Here is an 18784-nt window from a genome sequence, read left to right as displayed (position 1 = left end):
GATCATTGTCCCAGCATGGCGACGCCGAGCAGCCACGGGGGGAGCTGCCCGGCGTCGGTCCGTCGCTCCGACGGGGGATGCGGAGCGCGTAGGCAGTATGTCATGGGTAACAGGGTGCGGTGCACCGGAACTTCATGATTGATCTGAGGTTTTCCTGAGCTTCGGGCGGCCCGCCGGCAGTGCCGTCGTCAGCTCGGTCCGGCCTCCGGACGGCCCCCCGGAGAGGCCCCTGCCTCCGGTCCGGATTCCGCCGCGTCCGGCCCCGGGGCCGCCTCGATCTCGGGCCGGACCGGCGGGGGAACGAACGTCGACGGCAGCGAAGGGGCGTTCTCCCGCCCCGCGTTGGCGATGACGACGGAGATGTAGGGGAGCAGTATGCCGAGCACGAGCGCCACAACGGCCACATGGCGCTCCACGTTCCACAGGACCGCCGCGAGGACCACGGAAACGGTCCGCACCGACATCGAGATCACGTAGCGGCGCTGCCTGCCGCGGACGTCGTCGGCCAGACTCTGCCGCGCCCCCGTGATCCGGAAGACCTCAGCTCCGCCGTGCTTCCGCATCGCGTCTCCACCACCCGATTCCCGCGCGGGCCGTACCCGGGCAATCCTGTTCCGACGGCTTCCACGGTACGCCCGCCCTGCGCCGGGTTCGAGAGCGGGGCGGACCGAGGTCTGCGTGCCCCGTATGCGCCATGACGCGTACGGCCCTCCCCGACATGCGCAGTACGGCCGCCGGCCCGAGACTGGCGACGTAACTGCTCACGCAGAGGCCGTACAAGGAGGCAGCCATGGGCTGGTTGTGGGCGATCATCGTGGGATTCGTGCTGGGCCTGCTCGCGAAAGCGATCATTCCTGGCAAACAGCACAGTCCCCTCTGGCTGACCACCATCTTCGGCATCATCGGCGCCATCATCGGCAACGCCGTGGCGCGTGGATTCGGCATCGCGGCGACACCCGGTATCGACTGGGGCCGGCACGCGTTGCAGCTGGCGGCGGCCATCGTCATCGTCTTCCTGGGCGACATGGCGTACACCGCGGTACGCGGCGGGAAACGCCAACGCACCTGACACGTGCCGAGGCCGGGTGGGGCGATCCCGCCCCACCCGGCCTCGGCACGTTCTCGACCGGCGGACCGGCGATCGGCCACGACCGATCGACCGATCAGTCCGCCGTGACCTCGATCGCCGCCAGGTTCTTCTTGCCCCGGCGCAGCACCAGCCAGCGGCCGTGCAGCAACTCGTCACCCGTCACCACGGCGTCCTCGGCGGTCACCTTCACGTTGTTCACGTAACAGCCGCCCTCCTTCACCGTGCGACGAGCGGCGGACTTGCTCGGCACCAGACCGACCTCGGCCAGCAGGTCGACCACCGGCAGCAGCTCACCGACGCGGGCGTGCGGCAGCTCTGACAGCGCGGCGCGCAGCGTCGCCTCGTCCAGGTCGTCCAGCTCGCCCTGACCGAACAGCGCCTTCGACGCGTTGATCACCGCGGCGCACTGGTCGGCGCCGTGCACCAGCGTCGTCAGCTCCTCGGCCAGCGCCCGCTGGGCGGCACGCGCCTGCGGACGCTCCGCGGTCTGCTTCTCCAGCTCCTCGAGCTCCTCACGGCTCTTGAAGCTGAGGATGCGCAGGTACCGGGAGACGTCCCTGTCGTCCGTGTTCAGCCAGAACTGGTAGAACGCGTACGGCGTGGTCATCTCCGGGTCCAGCCAGAGCGTGCCCGTCTCCGACTTGCCGAACTTGGTGCCGTCCGCCTTCGTCATCAGCGGCGTCGCCACCGCGTGCACCTCGGCGTCGGGCTCGAGGCGGTGGATCAGGTCCAGGCCCGCCGTCAGGTTGCCCCACTGGTCGCTGCCGCCCTGCTGCAGGGTGCAGCCGTACCGCCGGTACAGCTCCAGGAAGTCCATGCCCTGGAGCAACTGGTAGCTGAACTCCGTGTAGCTGATGCCCTGCTCGGACTCCAGCCGCCGGGCGACGGAGTCCTTGGTGAGCATCTTGTTGACACGGAAGTGCTTGCCGATGTCCCGCAGGAACTCGATCGCGGACATACCGGCGGTCCAGTCCAGGTTGTTCACCATGACCGCGGCGTTGTCGCCCTCGAAGGACAGGTAAGGCTCGATCTGCGAACGCAGCCGGGCCACCCACTGCGCGACCGTCTCCGGGTCGTTCAGCGTGCGCTCCGCCGTGGGCCGCGGGTCACCGATCTGGCCCGTCGCCCCGCCCACCAGCGCCAGCGGCCGGTGCCCGGCCAGCTGGAGGCGGCGGACGGTCAGCACCTGCACCAGGTGCCCGACGTGCAGGCTGGCCGCCGTCGGGTCGAAGCCGCAATAGAACGTGACGGGACCGTCCGCGAGCGCCTTGCGCAATGCGTCCTCGTCAGTGGACTGGGCGATCAGCCCACGCCACTTCAGCTCGTCGACGATGTCCGTCACGGGTCTCGCGTCTCCTTCGAATGCTTCACGTGCTCGAAAGCTTCATGTGAAAGTGCCATGGAACGTGTACGAGGTTATACGCCCTGGCTGACCGAACTCATATTGAAATGCGGCACCCGCAGCGCGGGCATCGCGGCCCGGGTGAACCAGTCGCCCCATTCGCGCGGCAGCGTCCTCTCGGTCCGCCCGGCCTCGGAGGCCCTCGTGAGCAGGTCGACGGGCGACTCGTTGAAACGGAAGTTGTTCACCTCGCCGACGACCTCCCCGTTCTCCACGAGATAGACGCCGTCCCTGGTCAGGCCGGTCAGCAGCAGCGTCGCCGGATCCACCTCACGGATGTACCAGAGGCACGTCAGCAGCAGACCCCGTGCGGTGCCGGCCACCATCTCCTCCAGCGAGCGCTCACCGCCGCCGTCCAGGATCAGGTTCCCCGCGCCCGGTGCCACCGGCAGGCCGGTCAGACCGGCGGAGTGCCGGGTGGTGACCAGATGCTCCAGCTTCCCGTCGCGCACCCAGTCCGTCGGCGTGATCGGCAGGCCGTTGTCGAAGACGGACGCGTCGTCGCCGGAGGAGTGCGCGATCACGAACGGGGCCGACTCGAGACCCGGCTCGTGCGGGTCGCTGCGCAGCGTCAGCGGCAGCGGGGACAGTGTCTCGCCGACGCGGGTGCCGCCACCGGGCTTGGAGAAGACGGTACGGCCCTCCGCCGCGTCCCGGGCCGCGGACGACCACATCTGGTACACCAGCAGGTCGGCCACCGCGGTCGGCGGCAGCAGCGTCTCGTACCGGCCGGCGGGCAGCTCGATTCGGCGCCCCGCCCAGCCCAGGCGCCGCGCCAGGTCGGCGTCCATCGCGGCCGGGTCGACGTCGTTGAAGTCCCGGGTCGAGATGCCCGCCCAGGCCGAGCGCGTACGGTCCGGGGACTTGGCGTTCAGCTCGAGGGTGCCGTTCGGCTGGTCGTGCCGCAGCCGCAGGCCCGTGGAGGTGCCGATGTAGGTGGAGGTCATCTCGTGGTTGGCGAAGCCGTACAGCTCGCGGCCGCCCGCCCGGGCCCGGGCGAACGCCTCGCCGAGCGCCGGGGCGAAGTCCGCGAACACGGCGGAGGTCGTCTCCGCCGGGGCGTCCGCGAAGCCGGGGGACGCCGGGGTGCCCTCCACCAGCGGCTGGGCGTCCTCCGCCGGCCCGGCGCCGCGCGCCGCCGCTTCTGCGGCCCGCACCAGCGGCTCGATGTCGTCGGCGGTCACCGCGGAACGGGACACCACACCCGACGCGGTGCCCTGGGAGCCGTCGACGGTCGCGATCACGGTGAGGGTACGGCCCCGGGTGACGCCGTTGGTGGTCAGCGCGTTGCCGGCCCAGCGCAGATTGGCGGAGGACTGCTCGTCGGCGATGACGACACAGCCGTCGGCGGTGGACAGCTCGAGCGCCCGCTCGACGATCTCGTGGGGCTTGCTGGTCCGGGGGCTCATCGACCGGCCTCCTGAGTCGTGTTCAGAATGTTGACGCCCCTGAAGAGGGCGGAGGGGCAGCCGTGCGAGACCGAGGCGACCTGGCCCGGCTGCGCCTTGCCGCAGTTGAAGGCGCCGCCGAGGACATATGTCTGCGGGCCGCCGACCTGCTCCATCGAGCCCCAGAACTCGGTCGTCGTCGCCTGGTACGCGACGTCCCGCAGCTGCCCGGCCAGCCGGCCGTTCTCGATACGGAAGAACCGCTGGCCCGTGAACTGGAAGTTGTACCGCTGCATGTCGATCGACCAGGAGCGGTCACCGACCACATAGATCCCGCGCTCGACCCCGCCGATCAGGTCCTCCGTCGACAGCCCGCCCGGGTCCGGCCGCAGCGACACGTTCGCCATCCGCTGCACCGGCACATGCGCGGGGGAGTCGGCGTAGGCGCAGCCGTTGGAACGGCCGAGGCCCGTCAGCTTCGCGATCCGCCGGTCCAGCTGGTAGCCGACCAGCGTGCCGTCCTTCACCAGGTCCCAGCTCTGCGCCTCGACACCCTCGTCGTCGTAGCCGATCGTCGCCAGCCCGTGCTCGGCGGTGCGGTCACCGGTCACGTTCATCACCGACGAGCCGTACGCCAGCTTCCCCAGCTGGTCGAAGGTCGCGAACGACGTCCCCGCGTACGCCGCCTCGTAGCCGAGGGCCCGGTCGAGCTCGGTGGCGTGGCCGATCGACTCGTGGATCGTCAGCCACAGGTTCGACGGGTCGACCACCAGGTCGTAACGCCCGGACTCGACGCTCGGCGCGCGCATCTTCTCCGCGAGCAGCGCCGGGATCTGCTCCAGCTCCGAGTCCCAGTCCCAGCCCGTGCCGGTCAGATACTCCCAGCCGCGGCCGACCGGCGGCGCGATCGTGCGCATCGAGTCGAACTCGCCGCTGGTGTCGTCCACGGCGACAGCGGTGAGCTGCGGATGCAGCCGTACCCGCTGCTGCGTGGTGACCGTCCCCGCCGTGTCCGCGTAGAACTTGTTCTCGTGGACGGTGAGCAGTGAAGCGTCGACATGCGCCACGCCGTCCGCCCGCAGCAGCCGGTCGCTGAAGTCGGCGAGCAGCGCGGTCTTGTCCCCGTCGGGCACCTGGAACGGGTCGATCTCGTACGACGAGACCCACGTCCGCTCCGCGTGCACCGGCTCGTCCGCCAGCTCCACCCTCTCGTCGCTGCCCGCCGCCGCGATCACCTTCGCCGACAGCTTCGCCATGGCGACCGCCTGACCCGCGACCCGGGCCGCGGCGTCCATGGACAGATCCACCCCGGACGCGAAACCCCACGCCCCGCTGTGCACCACCCGCACCGCGTACCCGAGGTCCGTGGTGTCGGAGGAACCGGCGGGCTTGGCGTCCCGCAGGCGCCAGGCCGCACTGCGCACCCGCTCCAGCCGGAAGTCGGCATGCTCCGCACCGAGCGCACGGGCCCGCGCGAGCGCCGCGTCGGCGAGCGCCCGCAGCGGCAGCGCCGTGAACGTCTGATCGATGTCGTGGGGCACGGACGGCCCTTCCCTTCACTTCACTGTCACTCGCACTGTCACTCGCCCTGTACGGGGTTCTGCGGCAGTGAATCATGTCGCACCGGCCGGGATCTCCCGATATCCGAACCGTCAACCGCCGCAGGGGAGCATCCGGCCGAAGACCGCCGCGACGTCCGTGCCGACCGCCCGTCGACCGCGAGCGTTCCGGCCGGCTGGACCGGGGGTTTCTGTAGGGACCCGACAGGGTCGGGTTCGCGGCGCTGTCAGGGACCGATTCCTCGTGGGGCCGGGCGGACCGATAGGTTTTCGGTGTGGTCGCCTGGCCTTCAGGCGCTTCGGACAGCTAGTGAAAGGGTGATCCGTTGAGCCGCTCGGTTCTCGTCACCGGAGGAAACCGGGGCATCGGCCTCGCCATCGCCCGGGTTTTCGCCGCCAACGGTGACAAGGTCGCCATCACCTACCGCTCCGGCGAGCCGCCCGCCGAGCTCCTCGAGGCCGGCTGCCTGCCCGTCCGGTGCGACATCACCGACGCCGAGCAGGTGGAGCAGGCCTACAAGGAGATCGAGGAGAAGCACGGCAACGTGGAGGTGCTGGTCGCCAACGCCGGCATCACCAAGGACCAGCTCCTGATGCGCATGTCGGAGGACGACTTCACCTCCGTCCTCGACACCAACCTCACCGGCACCTTCCGGGTCGTCAAGCGAGCCAACCGCGGCATGCTGCGCGCCAAGAAGGGCCGCGTCGTGCTGATCTCCTCCGTCGTCGGGCTGCTGGGCTCGGCCGGGCAGGCCAACTACGCCGCCTCCAAGGCCGGCCTCGTGGGCTTCGCCCGCTCCCTGGCACGTGAGCTGGGCTCGCGGAACATCACCTTCAACGTCGTCGCACCCGGTTTTGTCGACACCGACATGACCCAGGTGCTCACCGACGAGCAGCGCGCGGGCATCGTCTCGCAGGTGCCGCTCGGCCGGTACGCGAAGCCGGAGGAGATCGCCGCCGCCGTGCGCTTCCTCGCCTCCGACGACGCCTCGTACATCACTGGAGCCGTCATCCCCGTTGACGGCGGATTGGGCATGGGTCACTGAACGACATGAGCGGAATCCTCGAAGGCAAGCGCGTCCTGATCACCGGTGTGCTGATGGAGTCCTCCATCGCCTTCCACACCGCGAAGGTGGCCCAGGAGCAGGGCGCGGAGGTCATCCTGACCGCCTTCCCGCGGCCCACCCTGACCGAGCGCATCGCCAAGAAGCTGCCCAGGCCCGCGAAGGTCATCGAACTCGACGTCACCAACGACGAGCACCTGGCACGCGTCGAGGACGTCGTACGCGAGGAGCTCGGCGGTCTCGACGGCGTCGTCCACTCCATCGGCTTCGCCCCGCAGGACGCCCTCGGCGGCAACTTCCTCCACACGCCCTTCGAGTCGGTGGCGACCGCGATGCACGTCTCGGCGTTCTCGCTGAAGTCGCTGACCATGGCGTGCCTGCCGCTGATGCAGAACGGCGGCTCGGTCGTGGGTCTGACCTTCGACGCGCAGTTCGCCTGGCCGCAGTACGACTGGATGGGCCCCGCCAAGGCCGCGCTCGAGGCCACGAGCCGCTACCTGGCCCGTGACCTGGGCAAGCAGAACGTGCGCTGCAACCTGATCTCGGCCGGTCCCCTCAGCTCGATGGCCGCCAAGTCCATCCCCGGCTTCACCGACCTGGCGAAGGTGTGGGACGAGCGCTCCCCGCTCCAGTGGGACATGACCGACCCGGAGCCGGCCGGCCGCGGTGTCGTCGCGCTGCTCTCGGACTTCTTCCCGAAGACCACCGGCGAGATCGTCCACGTCGACGGCGGCGTCCACATCATGGGTGCCTGATCCGTCCTTTTGGGGCTCGGTTCGCCTCCGGGGCGCTTTGTGCGGGTGTCGACGGTCGATCATGCTCGGTCCCTCGTTCCTCAGGACCTCCGCGTGTTCTCCCTTTCGGCACCCGCGCGCCCCTTCGGCTCACTCGCCCACTGGGCGAGCCCGGATGTCCGTTCGGTCCCTCGTTCCTCGGGATCTTGGCGTGTTCTCCCTTTCGGCACCCGCGCGCCCCTTGGGCTCACTCGCCCACTGGGCGAGCCCTGTCGTCTGCGCAGTCCCGGGTGGGCCGCCCGTCCCACGGCGGCGTCCACATCATGGGTGCCTGACCAGCACGAATGCACGCCGGGGACGCCCCGTCGACCGCCGCCGGCGGTGGGCGGGGCGTCCCCCGTTCGGCCCAGTGCGTGGGCGGCCGGACCCCGGGACGGCGATGCTGGAGGAGCAAATCTTCCTTGTGGTGCTGTTGCGGCGCGCGCGCCGCAGCCCGGCCGAGGAGGTCCTGCTCGTGCGTACGACATGGCGCAACGCCTCCGTACTGGCCGCCGCGACGGTCCTCCTGGGGGCCATCCCCCTCGCCACCCTCCAGCTTCGTCAGGAGACGCAGGATCCCCGGCCGGCACCGGCGCCGGACTACCGGGCGCAGTGCAGCACCGTCGTCGAGGGCTCCCGTGTCACCGCCTACTGCCACAACCCGTATCCCGCCGCCGACCGGGTCCGTCTGCACGTCGAATGCGACCGCTGGTGGGACGTGGACGCGGACACCGCGCCCGTCCTTCTCCGCCCCGCCGAGTACGGGGAGTTGACCGGCCGTTGCTGGAAGGAGATCCGTTCGGCCTGGGTCAGTCACCAGCCGCAGCGGGCCGACGCAGGCACATGAACGGATAGCCGGCCGCCTCCGAGGCCGCGGCGTCGCCGTCGCCCGCGCGGATCGCCTCCACCATCCGCCCGTGGTCCATGTGGTTCTCCGGGCGCAGCTCCTCGCCGATGTCCTCGCGCAGCCAGTCCCGCAGCAGATCGCCCAGGTCGGCGTACAGCCCGGTCAGCACCTCGTTGTGCGAGGCGGCGACCACGGCGAGGTGAAACGTCGCGTCGGCCGCGACGAACTCCTCCGTGACGCCCGACTCCCATGCCTTCTCGCGCCTGGCCAGCAGCGTGTCCAGCTGCCTGAGGTCGCGCTCCGTGCGCCGCTCCGCGGCCAGCCGGGCCGCCGACGACTCGAGTGTGGAGCGCAGTTCGGCGATGTGCCGGGGATCCGCGTCGGCGAACCGGCGGTGCATGACACCCGCCAGCTCGCTGGTGGCCAGGACATATGTGCCCGAGCCCTGCCGGATGTCGAGGAGCCCGTTGTGGGCGAGGGCGCGCACCGCCTCGCGGACGGTGTTGCGGGCGACACCGAGCTGCTCGACCAGCTCCGGTTCCGTCGGGATCCGTGATCCGACCGGCCACTCGCCCGAGGTGATCTGATTCCGCAGCTGCGCGATCACCTGGTCGGAGAGCGCGGAACGCCGGGGAGAGGACAGCGCCATGGTGCTCCTTGTCGTGGGGCGTCCGCCCCGACGCCCGGCAGGCCGCCGGAGTCGTACGGGATTGGACAACCAATCATCCCATGATTCTATGATGGGCCAATGCCCGACGAGACCCGCACCCCGCTGAGCCCCGCAGAAACGGCCCCTGCCGCCCAGGATTCTGCCGCCCGCCGGACCTCGGTCTGGGCCACCCGGTTCGTCGTCGTGGGCCTCGTGCTGGCCGCGCTCAACCTGCGCCCCGCCATCACCAGCCTCGGAGCGCTGCTAGAAGAGGCCCGCACCGGGCTGCACATGAGCGGCAGCGTGGCCGGGCTGCTCACCTCCGTGCCGCCGCTGTGCTTCGCCGTCTTCGGCATCGCCGCGCCCCGGCTCGCCCGCCGTTTCGGGCCCGGCGCCGTCGTCTGCGCCGGAATGGCGGCCATCGCGACCGGCCTGGCCGTACGGCCCTTCGCCGGCGGCACGGCCGGCTTCCTTGCCGCGAGTGCCCTCGCCCTCATGGGCATCGCCGTCAGCAACGTGCTGATCCCCGTGATCGTCAAGCGGTACTTCCCCGACCGGGTCGGCTCCATGACCGGCCTCTACTCCATGGCCCTGGCCCTCGGCACGTCGCTGGCCGCCGCGGCGACCGTCCCGCTCACCAGCGCGCTGGGCGGCAGCTGGCGGGCCGGCCTCGCGGTGTGGGCCGTGCTCGCCGCCGTCGCCGTACTGCCCTGGCTCGGGCTGGTACGCGACCGCAAGGACGCGGCGCCGACGCCGGACAAGGCGGCCGGTGCGGGGGAGCCGACCGCCGCGCCGCGCATCACCCGTAGCCCGACCGCCTGGGCCCTGGCCTGCTTCTTCGGACTCCAGGCGACCGGCGCGTACATCACCATGGGCTGGATGCCGCAGATCTTCCGCGACGCGGGCGTCTCCGCCGGGACGGCGGGCGTGCTGCTGGCCGTCACCATGGTGATGGGCGTGCCGCTGGCCTTCGTGATCCCCAGGCTCGCGACCCGTATGAAGCAGCAGGGGCCGATCGTCGTCGCACTCGGACTGTGCGGACTCACCGGCTACCTGGGCCTCCAGCTGGCACCGGCGGCCGGGGCCTGGGCGTGGGCATTGCTGCTGGGCGTCTCCAACTGCTCGTTCCCGCTGGCCCTCACCATGATCGGCATGCGGTCGAGGACGGGAGCAGGCGTCGTGAGGCTCTCCGCGTTCGCCCAGTCGACCGGCTACCTGATCTCCATCCCCGGGCCGCTGCTGGTGGGCGTGCTGTACCAGCACAGCGGCGGCTGGGACCTGCCGCTCGCGCTGATGGCGGCCCTGCTCCTGCCGCAGATCGGCGTGGGCCTCCTCGCGGGCAGGGACCGGACGATCGAGGACGAGACCGGGATGCGAGACTGAACCCATGCCTGTGCTCGACCCGAACCCCCAGAACGGTCAGAAGAAGCTCCTCGGGATCTTCGGCCTGATTCTCCTCATCGGCGTGGTCATCTCCGTCATCGCCACCATCGCCGCGCCGTAACAACGACCGCGACCGGGCGGCACTGTGACGCCGCCCCGCCGACCCGGACCGGACCTGCCCGGCGGCGCCCCAGGACCGGCCTGCCCGTGGTTTCGCATGGGCGACCGGGCTTCGCCCCACGGGTTGTGCACACGGTCGGGCCGTCACCGTGCGGCGAGTGAGCCGAAGGGGCGCGCGGGTGCCGAAAGGGAGAACACGCGGAGGTCCCGAGGAACGAGGGACCGAGCATGATCGACCGTCGACACCCGCACAAAGCGCCCCGGAGGTGAACCGAGCCCCCAAAAAGGTGGTGCCAGCACCACCACCCCTAGGGGGTCAGGGTCAGGGTGAAGTGGGTGGCTCGCCGGATGGGCCGCCCCGTTCATGATCCGTACGTTTGAGGTACTCGACCTCAGACCTACGGAGACGGCCATGCCGGCCCACACGCACCCCCGCTCCTCGGCCCCCGTCCCGGGCGTCGGCGTGGTCCGGCTGCCCTGGTGGGCGCTGGCGCTCCCGGTGATCGCCTTCTGCGCGCTGCTCATGCTGATCGCCGGTCCCGGCCAGGCGCACGCGGCGGCCGGTGACGATCCGGGCGTCGCCGAGTTCTTCCGGCTCGTCCATCGGGCGCTGGTCCGTTGACGGGGTCACTCGTCATGGCGGAGCACGTCAACACCCTGCGCCCGCTGGCTCATTTCATGCGAAGCTGGGTTGCATGAGCGCCGCTGTGTCTTCCGGGGGGACACCCCCCGGATCTCCCGAAACCCGCAGGATTGTTCTCCTCCGGCACGCGAAGGCCGACTGGCCCCAGGTGTCCGACCACGAGCGCCCGCTCGCGGAGCGCGGCCGCAAGGACGCTCCGGTGGCCGGACGCCGTCTGGCCGAGACCGGTATCGACTTCGACCTGGCCCTGTGCTCGACCGCGGCCAGGACCCGCGAGACATGGAAGCTCGCGGTGCACGAGCTGCCGCACCGCCCGAAGACGGTCTACGAGGACCGGCTGTACGAGGCCACTCTCGGTGATCTGCTCGCCCTGCTGGCGGAGACCCCCGACGACGTGAACGATCTGCTGGTCATCGGCCACAACCCCGGTGTGCACGCACTGGCGGACGCCCTCGCGGGCAGCACCGAGGGTGACGCGCTGGCCCGTATGACCCGCGACGGCTTCCCGACCTCGGCGTTCGCCGTGGTGTCCTTCAGCGGGCCGTGGAAGTCCGTGGAGCACGGAGTGGGGAGGCTGCTGGACTACTGGACCCCTCACGAGTGACGGTCACGACACGTGAGCGGCCCCCGGCACAGCCGGGGGCCGGGGGCCGCTCACGTGCGAGGCGGTGTCAGTGCTCGCCGGTGCCGTCGTCGGCCGCCTCGACCTCTTCGCGGGTGATGCCCAGCAGGTACAGCACCGTGTCGAGGAAGGGCACGTTCACCGCGGTGTGCGCCGCCTTGCGTACGACGGGCTTGGCGTTGAACGCGACGCCGAGGCCCGCGGCGTTCAGCATGTCGAGGTCGTTCGCCCCGTCGCCGATCGCGACCGTCTGGGCGAGCGGAACCCCCGCCTCGTCGGCGAACCGGCGCAGCAGCCGGGCCTTGCCCGCGCGGTCCACGATTTCGCCGACGACCCGGCCGGTGAGCTTCCCGTCCTTGATCTCGAGGGTGTTCGCCGACGCGAAATCGAGCCCGAGCCGGTCCTTCAGGTCGTCGGTGACCTGGGTGAAGCCGCCGGACACGACGCCCACTTGGTAGCCGAGCCGCTTCAGCGTGCGGATCAGGGTGCGGGCGCCCGGAGTGAGCCGTACTTCCGTGCGGACCTTGTCCACGACGGAGGCGTCGAGGCCCTCGAGCAGCGCCACGCGTGCGTGCAGCGACTGCTCGAAGTCCAGCTCGCCGCGCATGGCCGCGGCGGTGACCTCCGCGACCCGGTCCTCGCAGCCGGCGTGTGCCGCGAAGAGCTCGATGACCTCGTCCTGGATGAGGGTGGAGTCCACGTCCATGACGACGAGGCGCTGCGCCCGCCGGTGCAGTCCGGCGGAGACGACGGCGACATCGACGCCGATCTCGGAGGCCTCCAGGGCCAGTGCGGTCCGCAGCGGCTCGGTCTCGACGCCCGACACGGCGAACTCCACGGCGGTGACGGGGTACTTCGCGAGCCGGAAGATGCGGTCGATGTTGCCCCCGGTGCCGGCGATGGTGGCCGCTATGGCCGCCGTGGACTCCGCGGTGAGTGGGTGCCCGAGCACCGTGACGTGGGAACGTCCGCTGCCGCGCGGCCGGTTGTCACCCGTGCCGGAGATGATCTCGGCCTGCAGTTTGAGGGACTCGGCCCAGCTGTGCACGGTGGCGCGCAGTTCACCCTCGGTGGCCCCGCCGGCGGTCGGCGCGGTGACGAGCGCGCACAGCACGAGCCGGCCCCGGGAGACGACCTGCTCGATGTCGACGACGTCGACGGCGTACGCGGCGAGGGTGTCGAAGAGACCGGCGGTGATGCCCGGGCGGTCCTTCCCGAAGATCTTGACGAGAAGGGTGGGGACGTCGGCGTTGGGAGGGGGCTGCGATGCGCTCATGGTGTTACCACCGTATCGGGCGACGGGCGGGACGAGAGGTCCTGTCCCGCCTGGCGGACACCGGCGCGGCACCGGTCTGGCCCGGCGGCACCCGCGCCCGGGGCGGCTGCGACCGGAATGGCGTGGTCATTCGGGTCACGCATGATCCGTCCGCCGTTCGTGGATGCCCGTCGGCGCCGCGCCATGTCCGCGTCCGTCGGCGAACGTCCCAACTCGGTACCGAACGAGGTCTTCACACGGCCCGACTTTCGGATACGAGGCCGGGCCTGAAATAGTTCCCCACGATGTTCGCCTTCCCTAGACTCCCGGCGACGGGGGAAGCTCGGGGGACAACTAGTGGGGCATGGAGTGCCGGAACTCGTACTGGAATTGAACGGAAGGACCTGGACGCTCGATCCGTCCAGGTCGTACACCCTGGGGCGTGATCCCCAGGGAGATGTGGTGATCGACGACGCCAGGGTCTCGTGGCGGCACGCCACGATCAGCTGGGGCGGGCGCAGTTGGGTCATCGAGGATCACGGCAGCACCAACGGCACGTATGTGCAGGGCCAGCGGATCCATCAGATGGAGATCGGTGCCGGTACGGCGGTGCACCTGGGGAACGCCACCGACGGTCCCCGCCTCGGTCTGACCGGCGCCGGCGCCCCCGCGGGCGCCGCGGCCGGCGCCTACGCCCAGGGCGCCCCGCAGCAGGCCGCCGCGCAGGCCGCGCAGGCTCCGGTCCAGCAGCCGCAGCAGCAGGGCTGGCCGCAGACGCCCGCCCAGCAGCCGCCGCAGGCCGCCGCCCAGCAGGGCTGGCAGCAGCCGCAGCAGCCGCCGCAGCCGCAGATCCCGCACCAGCAGGGCATGCAGCCGGCCCAGGGGGCCGGGCCGGTCCACGGCGACCGCAGCCCGACGACCTTCCACCAGGTGGCCCTCGGCCGCGTCATGCGCATCGGCCGTGCGCTGGAGAACGAGCTGGTCGTCTCCGACCTGCAGGTCTCGCGCCACCACGCCGAGTTCACCGCGCACCCCGACGGCCGCTTCGAGATCCGTGACCTGGGCTCCCACAACGGCACCTATGTCAACGGCCAGCCGATCGCCAAGTCCGGCACGGTCCTCATCGGCCCGAGCGACATCGTCGGCGTCGGTCACTCCACCTTCCGTATCGTCGGCGGGCAGCTCGAGGAGTTCGTCGACACCGGTGAGGTCTCCTTCTCCGCCCGTCACCTCACGGTCACCGTCGACGGCGGCAAGCAGATCCTGCGGGACGTCTCCTTCGGAGTCCCGGAGAAGTCGCTGATCGGTGTCATCGGCCCGTCCGGCTCCGGAAAGTCCACCCTGCTGAAGGCGCTCACCGGCTACCGGCCCGCCAACCAGGGCGACGTGCTCTACGACAACCGCAGCCTGTACAAGCAGTTCGCCGAACTGCGTCAGCGCATCGGTCTGGTCCCGCAGGACGACATCCTGCACAAGGAGCTCACCGTCCGTAAGGCGCTGAAGTACGCGGCCAAGCTCCGCTTCCCCGGTGACACCGCCGAGGCCGAGCGCGAGGCCCGTATCGACGAGGTGCTGCGCGAGCTCAAGCTCGACATCCACAAGGACAAGAAGGTCACCTCGCTCTCCGGCGGTCAGCGCAAGCGCGTGTCCGTCGCCCTGGAGCTGCTGACCAAGCCGTCGCTGATCTTCCTGGACGAGCCGACCTCCGGCCTCGACCCGGGCATGGACCGCGACGTCATGCAGCTGCTGCGCGGCTTGGCCGACGACGGCCGCACGGTTCTCGTCGTCACCCACTCGGTGGCGGAGCTGGGGCTGTGCGACAAGCTGCTGGTCATGGCGCCCGGCGGGTCCGTGGCGTACTTCGGTCCGCCGGAGGAGGCGCTCAACTTCTTCGGCTACAGCACGTGGGCCGATGTCTTTTCCGCCTTCGAGAACTACCGCGACTACGACTGGGCGGGCCGCTGGCGCGGTTCGCAGCACTACCAGATGTACGCCGCGGACATCGACGCCGTCGCCCCGCAGTCGGTGAACATGCCGTCGGCCCAGCAGATGCGGCCGCCGAAGCCGCAGAGCTGGGGCTCCCAGCTGTTCACCCTGATGCGCCGCTACATCTCGGTGATCATCTCCGACAAGGGCTTCATGGCCCTGATGCTGATCCTGCCCGCGGTGCTCGGTGCGGTGAGCCTGCTCATCGACCCGGACAAGGGCCTGCTCGTCAACCAGAACGCGCAGACCGGCCGGATCATCCCGAACGGCACGGCCACCACGGTGCTGCTGATCCTCGCGGTCGGCGCCTGCTTCGCGGGCGCGGCCAACTCCGTCCGTGAGCTGATCAAGGAACGCGTGATCTACGAGCGGGAGCGGGCGACCGGCCTGTCACGCTCCGCGTATCTGATGTCCAAGGTCATCGTCCTGGGCATGATCACGGTGATCCAGGGCGGTCTGGTGGGAGCCATCGGCTTCGCCACCCGCGAGCTGCCCAGCGAGGGCCTGGTCCTCGGCGGGGCGGTCATGCTCGAGCTCTCGCTGCCGATCATGGCCCTCGGCTTCACGTCGATGATGTTCGGCCTGATCATCTCCGCCCTGGTGAAGACGGCGGAGAAGACCATGCCGCTGCTGGTCATGTTCGCGATCATCCAGGTCGTGTTCACCGGCTGTCTGTTCATCCTGCACGGCACGGTCGGCGTCAACGAGTTCTCGTACCTGATGCCGTCGCGCTGGGCGGTCGCCGCCGCCGGAACGACGCTGGACTTCAACAAGATCAACCCGAACACGGACGACCCGACGAGCACCGACCCGCTGTGGGACCACGACGCAGGGGCCTGGCTCCTCGACATGGGCGCGCTGCTCGCGCTCGGCGCCCTGTGCGGGTTCCTGGTCGCCCGCTTCCTGCGCCGCCACGAGCCCGAGGTCATGCGCAAGTAACGCACCTCACGCCGCTCAGGCACGACGCCGAAGGGCGCACCCCGCACAGGGTGCGCCCTTCAGTGTCTGTGGATGTCCGCCGGCTGCGCTGCCGGCTCGGCGTGTCGGTGCCTCAGTAGGCGCTGTTCACGTTGTCCATGGAGCCGTAGCGGTCGGCCGCGTAGTTGCAGGCGGCGACGATGTTGGCGACCGGGTCGTACTGGTCCCAGGACGTGCCGGGGACGTGGTAGGCGTCGAAGGTCGGCTTGATGACCTGGAGCAGACCCTTCGAGGGGACACCGTTGATGGCGTTGATGTCCCAGTTGTTGATGGCCCGCGGGTTGCCGGAGGACTCCCGCATGATGTTGCGGTGGATGCCCTCGTAGCTGCCGGGGATGTCGTGCTTCTTCATGATCGCCATGGCCTCGCGGATCCACCCGTCCAGGTTGTTCGGGTAGGTCACCTTCGCCGGCTTGCGCTCGGCGGCGCGGCTGGCGGCCTGCTCCTTGGCGCGCTTCTCGGCAGCGGCCTTCGCGGCGGCCTTCTTCTCGGCGGCGGCCTTCTTCTCGGCCTTCGCCTTCGCCTCGGCCTTCGCCTCGGCCTTCGCCTTCGCCTCGGCCTTCGCCTTGGTGGCCTCGAGCTGGGCCTCGAAGGCGGACTTCTGGCTGGTGATGCTCTCGTGCAGAGCGGCGGTCTTCTGGGCGTCGGCCTTCCAGGCCACCGGGGCCGAGGCGGCGGCCTCGGTCTTCACGCCGGCCTCGGCGTCGCCCGAGGGGGCGAGCGAGAGCGCGACCGTGGTGGCGGCGACGGCGGCGACACCGGCGACGGCGGTCTTGCGGTTCTTGAGTCGTCGTCGGATCTCAGGGGTGATGAACGCGGACATACAGACGTACCTCTTCGAATAGCGGAAAGTCGCTCCAGGCCGGTTCGGCTCTGCGCTGTTCGGAAGCGACGTCGGCAATTCTTAGCTGCCGCAAAATCTCGTGGCAAAGGTGTGACGTACGATCCGCGGTAGTGGATCACATGTTCCCAATGTCCGGATTAGCCTGTGCTGTCCGTGGCAGGATGCCCCTTTTGTATCAACTAAAGAGTTTCGTAAGTGATCTGCGCCCTATGCGCGGGCTCACATCGGCCGGGAAACGGGCTCACCAAGTGTTGCGCGAGCAATCCTGTGTGTGAGGGTTCTCCGCCGGAAGGACGAGGTGGACGTCGCCGAACTCGTGCCAGAGGTAGCGGTGCTCCAACGCCTCGGCGTACGCGCAGGTCAGCGCAGGCCGGCCGGTGATCGCCTCCAGCATCAGCAGGTGTGACGCCTCGGGCTCGTGCAGGCCGGTCAGCAGACCGTCCACCGCCCGCACCCCGCGCCGCGGCGTCACGACCAGGTCCGTCCAACCGGCGGCGGGCCGGACCACGCCGTCGGCGTCGGCGGCCGACTCCAGGGCCCGCACGGCCGTCGTGCCGACCGCCACGATCCGGCCCCCCGCGGCACGTGCCGCGTTCACCAGCCACGCCGTGGCCGCCGGGACGTCGAACCGCTCCGGGTACGGCGGCTCGTGTGCCTCCGCCGACGCCACCCCCGTATGAAGGACGAGCGGGGCGAACTGCACCCCCCGGCTCACCAGCTCCGCCACCACCCGCGCGGTGAACGGACGGGCGGCGCTCGGCATCTCCGCCGATCCCGAGCCGTCGGGGGAGGGGAGCGCGAAGACCGTCTGGTACGCGGACAGGGGCTGGTCCCGCGCCGTGTACCCGTACCGGATCGGCCTGCCGTGCCGTCGCAGCAGCCTCGGTACGTCCACGGACACCGAAGCCCACCACAGTCGGTCCGCACCCGGTGCCAGCGGCTCCTCGAGCACCAGCACGCCGCCGCCGGGCAGCCGTACGGCGGCCCCCGCCGGACCGCCCGCCCGCGGCGCCGTGCTGCCGGAGCCGTCGGGGCGGCGCAGCTCCACCGCCCAGCGGCCCTTCTCACCGCGGGTCGAGAAGTGCACCACCACCGCCTCGCCGGCGATCCGCCCGTCGACGGCGGCGGCCAGGGTGGCCGACGTGTTCACGACCAGGACGTCACCGGCCCGCAGCAGACCCGGCAGCTCCCGGAAGCACCGGTGCGACACCTCACTTCCCCGCGAGACCAGCAGCCGCACGTCGTCACGCCCCGCGCCCCGCTGCTCGGCCGGCGTGCGGGCCGACAGCTCGTCCGGCACGCGCAGCGCCTCCAGGTCCGTCACGGCGTCCGCCCCCGCCCTCATCGGGTCTCCAGCAGCGCGGGAGCCGCGTACCGGCCGCTGGCCGGCCGCTCCTCGACCAGTCGCAGGAAGCCGGGCACCACGGACTCGGGCGACGGGCGCGGATCCGTGTCGTCCGGCACCGCCGCCGCATACAGGTCCGTCTGCATGTCGCCCGGATCGACGCTCCACACCCGCAGTCGGGGCTCCTCGACCGCGAGCACGGCGGCGAGATGGTCGAGCGCCGCCTTGGAGGCCCCATAGCCGCCCCACGTCTCGTACGCCTCCGCCGCAGCGTCCGAACTGACCGCCACCACCGCACACGCCGGCGACTGCCGCAACAGGGGCAGCGCCTCCTGGACGAGGCCGAGCGCCGCGACCACGTTGGTCTCCAGCGCCGCCCGCAGCCCCGCCACCGGCAGCACGTCGAGCCGCACCAGCGGCTCGGCGCCCAGCGCGCTCGCGTTGTTCACCAGCAGGTCCAGGCCGCCCAGCCGCCCCGCGGCGGCCACCAGCCCGGTGCGGTGCCCGGCGTCCGTGACGTCCCCCGGCACCGCCACGACGCGCGTCCCGTGGCGTCCTGCGTTCTCGGCGCTCTCCTTCAGTGCGTCCGCGCCCCTGGCGCCCAGCACCAGGTCCCAGCCCTGCTCCGCCAGAGCCTCCGCCAGCGCCCGGCCCAGCCCCTTCGACGCCCCAGTGATCACTGCTACCGGCATGATGCCCATCCCCTTGTGGTGTGCCGCCTCCGTGGACGGACCCAACGTAGGAACGGGCCGCCGTCCGCCGCCTCGTGCCCGAGGCCCCACCGGGCAAGGCACTTCGACCTACGTCCGTGGTCCTGGTCGGGTGCGGTCCCCGGG

General features: G+C 70.7%; 18 protein-coding genes. 9 read left to right on the top strand and 9 right to left on the bottom strand.

Going from position 1 to position 18784, the window contains the following annotated elements; all coding sequences use genetic code 11:
• Positions 1–188: 188 nt before the first annotated feature.
• A complete protein-coding gene (locus OGH68_RS07915; protein WP_264242618.1) occupies positions 189–563 on the bottom strand; it encodes a DUF3099 domain-containing protein in 375 nt (124 codons plus the stop codon).
• 227 nt (positions 564–790) lie between these two features.
• Here OGH68_RS07915 and OGH68_RS07910 point away from each other — a divergent pair, with 227 nt between their 5' ends.
• Complete coding sequence (locus tag OGH68_RS07910; protein ID WP_264242617.1) at positions 791–1069, top strand: GlsB/YeaQ/YmgE family stress response membrane protein; 279 nt, start codon at positions 791–793, stop codon at positions 1067–1069.
• A gap of 94 nt (positions 1070–1163) precedes the next feature.
• Here OGH68_RS07910 and tyrS read toward each other — a convergent pair whose 3' ends face one another.
• The 3 genes from tyrS to OGH68_RS07895 form a co-directional block, all read right to left on the bottom strand.
• Positions 1164–2432: a tyrosine--tRNA ligase gene (tyrS, locus tag OGH68_RS07905; protein WP_264242616.1), complete on the bottom strand. Its 1269-nt coding sequence runs from the start codon at positions 2430–2432 to the stop codon at positions 1164–1166.
• Positions 2433–2506: 74 nt separating this feature from the next.
• Positions 2507–3901: a metallopeptidase TldD-related protein gene (locus OGH68_RS07900; RefSeq protein ID WP_264242615.1), complete on the bottom strand. Its 1395-nt coding sequence runs from the start codon at positions 3899–3901 to the stop codon at positions 2507–2509.
• On the bottom strand, positions 3898–5421 hold the full coding sequence (locus OGH68_RS07895; RefSeq protein WP_264242614.1) for a TldD/PmbA family protein: 1524 nt from the start codon (positions 5419–5421) through the stop codon (positions 3898–3900). Before OGH68_RS07895 ends, OGH68_RS07900 begins: the two co-directional genes overlap by 4 nt.
• Before the next feature lie 344 nt (positions 5422–5765).
• On the opposite strand from OGH68_RS07895, the gene fabG reads away from it, so the two are divergent.
• From fabG to OGH68_RS07880, 3 genes are all read left to right on the top strand, one after another.
• The gene (fabG, locus tag OGH68_RS07890) at positions 5766–6485 is read left to right on the top strand and encodes a 3-oxoacyl-[acyl-carrier-protein] reductase (RefSeq protein ID WP_264242613.1); all 720 of its coding nucleotides are present in this window, start codon (positions 5766–5768) and stop codon (positions 6483–6485) included.
• Between the two features lie 5 nt (positions 6486–6490).
• A complete protein-coding gene (fabI, locus tag OGH68_RS07885) occupies positions 6491–7258 on the top strand; it encodes an enoyl-ACP reductase FabI (RefSeq protein WP_264242612.1) in 768 nt (255 codons plus the stop codon).
• Positions 7259–7751: 493 nt separating this feature from the next.
• Positions 7752–8123: a hypothetical protein gene (locus tag OGH68_RS07880; protein WP_413471091.1), complete on the top strand. Its 372-nt coding sequence runs from the start codon at positions 7752–7754 to the stop codon at positions 8121–8123.
• Here the strand turns inward: OGH68_RS07880 and OGH68_RS07875 are convergent.
• On the bottom strand, positions 8086–8772 hold the full coding sequence (locus tag OGH68_RS07875; protein ID WP_264242610.1) for a FadR/GntR family transcriptional regulator: 687 nt from the start codon (positions 8770–8772) through the stop codon (positions 8086–8088). The genes OGH68_RS07880 and OGH68_RS07875 overlap by 38 nt on opposite strands.
• A gap of 99 nt (positions 8773–8871) precedes the next feature.
• Between OGH68_RS07875 and OGH68_RS07870 the strand changes: the two genes are divergently transcribed.
• The 4 genes from OGH68_RS07870 to OGH68_RS07855 all read left to right on the top strand — a co-directional run bounded on the left by OGH68_RS07870 (position 8872) and on the right by OGH68_RS07855 (position 11522).
• The gene (locus OGH68_RS07870) at positions 8872–10155 is read left to right on the top strand and encodes a CynX/NimT family MFS transporter (protein ID WP_264242609.1); all 1284 of its coding nucleotides are present in this window, start codon (positions 8872–8874) and stop codon (positions 10153–10155) included.
• A 4-nt stretch (positions 10156–10159) separates the two neighbouring features.
• Entirely contained in the window at positions 10160–10276 is a 117-nt protein-coding gene (locus OGH68_RS07865; protein ID WP_264242608.1) for an SGM_5486 family transporter-associated protein, read from the top strand.
• A gap of 411 nt (positions 10277–10687) precedes the next feature.
• Complete coding sequence (locus OGH68_RS07860; RefSeq protein ID WP_264242607.1) at positions 10688–10897, top strand: hypothetical protein; 210 nt, start codon at positions 10688–10690, stop codon at positions 10895–10897.
• 73 nt (positions 10898–10970) lie between these two features.
• Entirely contained in the window at positions 10971–11522 is a 552-nt protein-coding gene (locus OGH68_RS07855; RefSeq protein WP_264242606.1) for a SixA phosphatase family protein, read from the top strand.
• 67 nt (positions 11523–11589) lie between these two features.
• Here the strand turns inward: OGH68_RS07855 and serB are convergent, their stop codons facing one another.
• Positions 11590–12816 (bottom strand): phosphoserine phosphatase SerB, encoded by a 1227-nt coding sequence (gene serB / locus OGH68_RS07850; RefSeq protein ID WP_264242605.1) that lies wholly within the window; start codon positions 12814–12816, stop codon positions 11590–11592.
• A 336-nt stretch (positions 12817–13152) separates the two neighbouring features.
• Here serB and OGH68_RS07845 point away from each other — a divergent pair, with 336 nt between their 5' ends.
• Positions 13153–15720, top strand: a complete 2568-nt coding sequence (locus OGH68_RS07845; protein WP_264242604.1) for an FHA domain-containing protein — start codon at positions 13153–13155, stop codon at positions 15718–15720.
• Positions 15721–15832: 112 nt separating this feature from the next.
• Here OGH68_RS07845 and OGH68_RS07840 read toward each other — a convergent pair whose 3' ends face one another.
• From OGH68_RS07840 to OGH68_RS07830, 3 genes are all read right to left on the bottom strand, one after another.
• Positions 15833–16582, bottom strand: a complete 750-nt coding sequence (locus tag OGH68_RS07840; protein ID WP_264242603.1) for a transglycosylase SLT domain-containing protein — start codon at positions 16580–16582, stop codon at positions 15833–15835.
• A 262-nt stretch (positions 16583–16844) separates the two neighbouring features.
• Complete coding sequence (locus tag OGH68_RS07835) at positions 16845–17948, bottom strand: S-adenosylmethionine:tRNA ribosyltransferase-isomerase (protein ID WP_264242602.1); 1104 nt, start codon at positions 17946–17948, stop codon at positions 16845–16847.
• Positions 17945–18640 (bottom strand): SDR family NAD(P)-dependent oxidoreductase, encoded by a 696-nt coding sequence (locus OGH68_RS07830; protein ID WP_264242601.1) that lies wholly within the window; start codon positions 18638–18640, stop codon positions 17945–17947. The genes OGH68_RS07835 and OGH68_RS07830 overlap by 4 nt, the downstream gene beginning before the upstream one ends.
• Between the last annotated feature and the right edge of the window lie 144 nt (positions 18641–18784).

The organism is Streptomyces peucetius (genome assembly GCF_025854275.1).
GTDB lineage: Bacteria > Actinomycetota > Actinomycetes > Streptomycetales > Streptomycetaceae > Streptomyces > Streptomyces peucetius_A.
This window is presented reverse-complemented; position numbering and strand designations above follow the sequence as displayed.

Coding starts and splice junctions, on each gene's coding strand:
- OGH68_RS07835 (WP_264242602.1), bottom strand. CDS start 17,948: ATGAGGGCGGGGGCGGACGCCGTGACGGACCTGGAGGCGCTGCGCGTG.
- OGH68_RS07875 (WP_264242610.1), bottom strand. CDS start 8,772: ATGGCGCTGTCCTCTCCCCGGCGTTCCGCGCTCTCCGACCAGGTGATC.
- OGH68_RS07910 (WP_264242617.1), top strand. CDS start 791: ATGGGCTGGTTGTGGGCGATCATCGTGGGATTCGTGCTGGGCCTGCTC.
- OGH68_RS07915 (WP_264242618.1), bottom strand. CDS start 563: ATGCGGAAGCACGGCGGAGCTGAGGTCTTCCGGATCACGGGGGCGCGG.
- OGH68_RS07870 (WP_264242609.1), top strand. CDS start 8,872: ATGCCCGACGAGACCCGCACCCCGCTGAGCCCCGCAGAAACGGCCCCT.
- fabI (WP_264242612.1), top strand. CDS start 6,491: ATGAGCGGAATCCTCGAAGGCAAGCGCGTCCTGATCACCGGTGTGCTG.
- OGH68_RS07855 (WP_264242606.1), top strand. CDS start 10,971: ATGAGCGCCGCTGTGTCTTCCGGGGGGACACCCCCCGGATCTCCCGAA.
- OGH68_RS07900 (WP_264242615.1), bottom strand. CDS start 3,901: ATGAGCCCCCGGACCAGCAAGCCCCACGAGATCGTCGAGCGGGCGCTC.
- serB (WP_264242605.1), bottom strand. CDS start 12,816: ATGAGCGCATCGCAGCCCCCTCCCAACGCCGACGTCCCCACCCTTCTC.
- OGH68_RS07830 (WP_264242601.1), bottom strand. CDS start 18,640: ATGCCGGTAGCAGTGATCACTGGGGCGTCGAAGGGGCTGGGCCGGGCG.
- OGH68_RS07860 (WP_264242607.1), top strand. CDS start 10,688: ATGCCGGCCCACACGCACCCCCGCTCCTCGGCCCCCGTCCCGGGCGTC.
- OGH68_RS07840 (WP_264242603.1), bottom strand. CDS start 16,582: ATGTCCGCGTTCATCACCCCTGAGATCCGACGACGACTCAAGAACCGC.
- OGH68_RS07865 (WP_264242608.1), top strand. CDS start 10,160: ATGCCTGTGCTCGACCCGAACCCCCAGAACGGTCAGAAGAAGCTCCTC.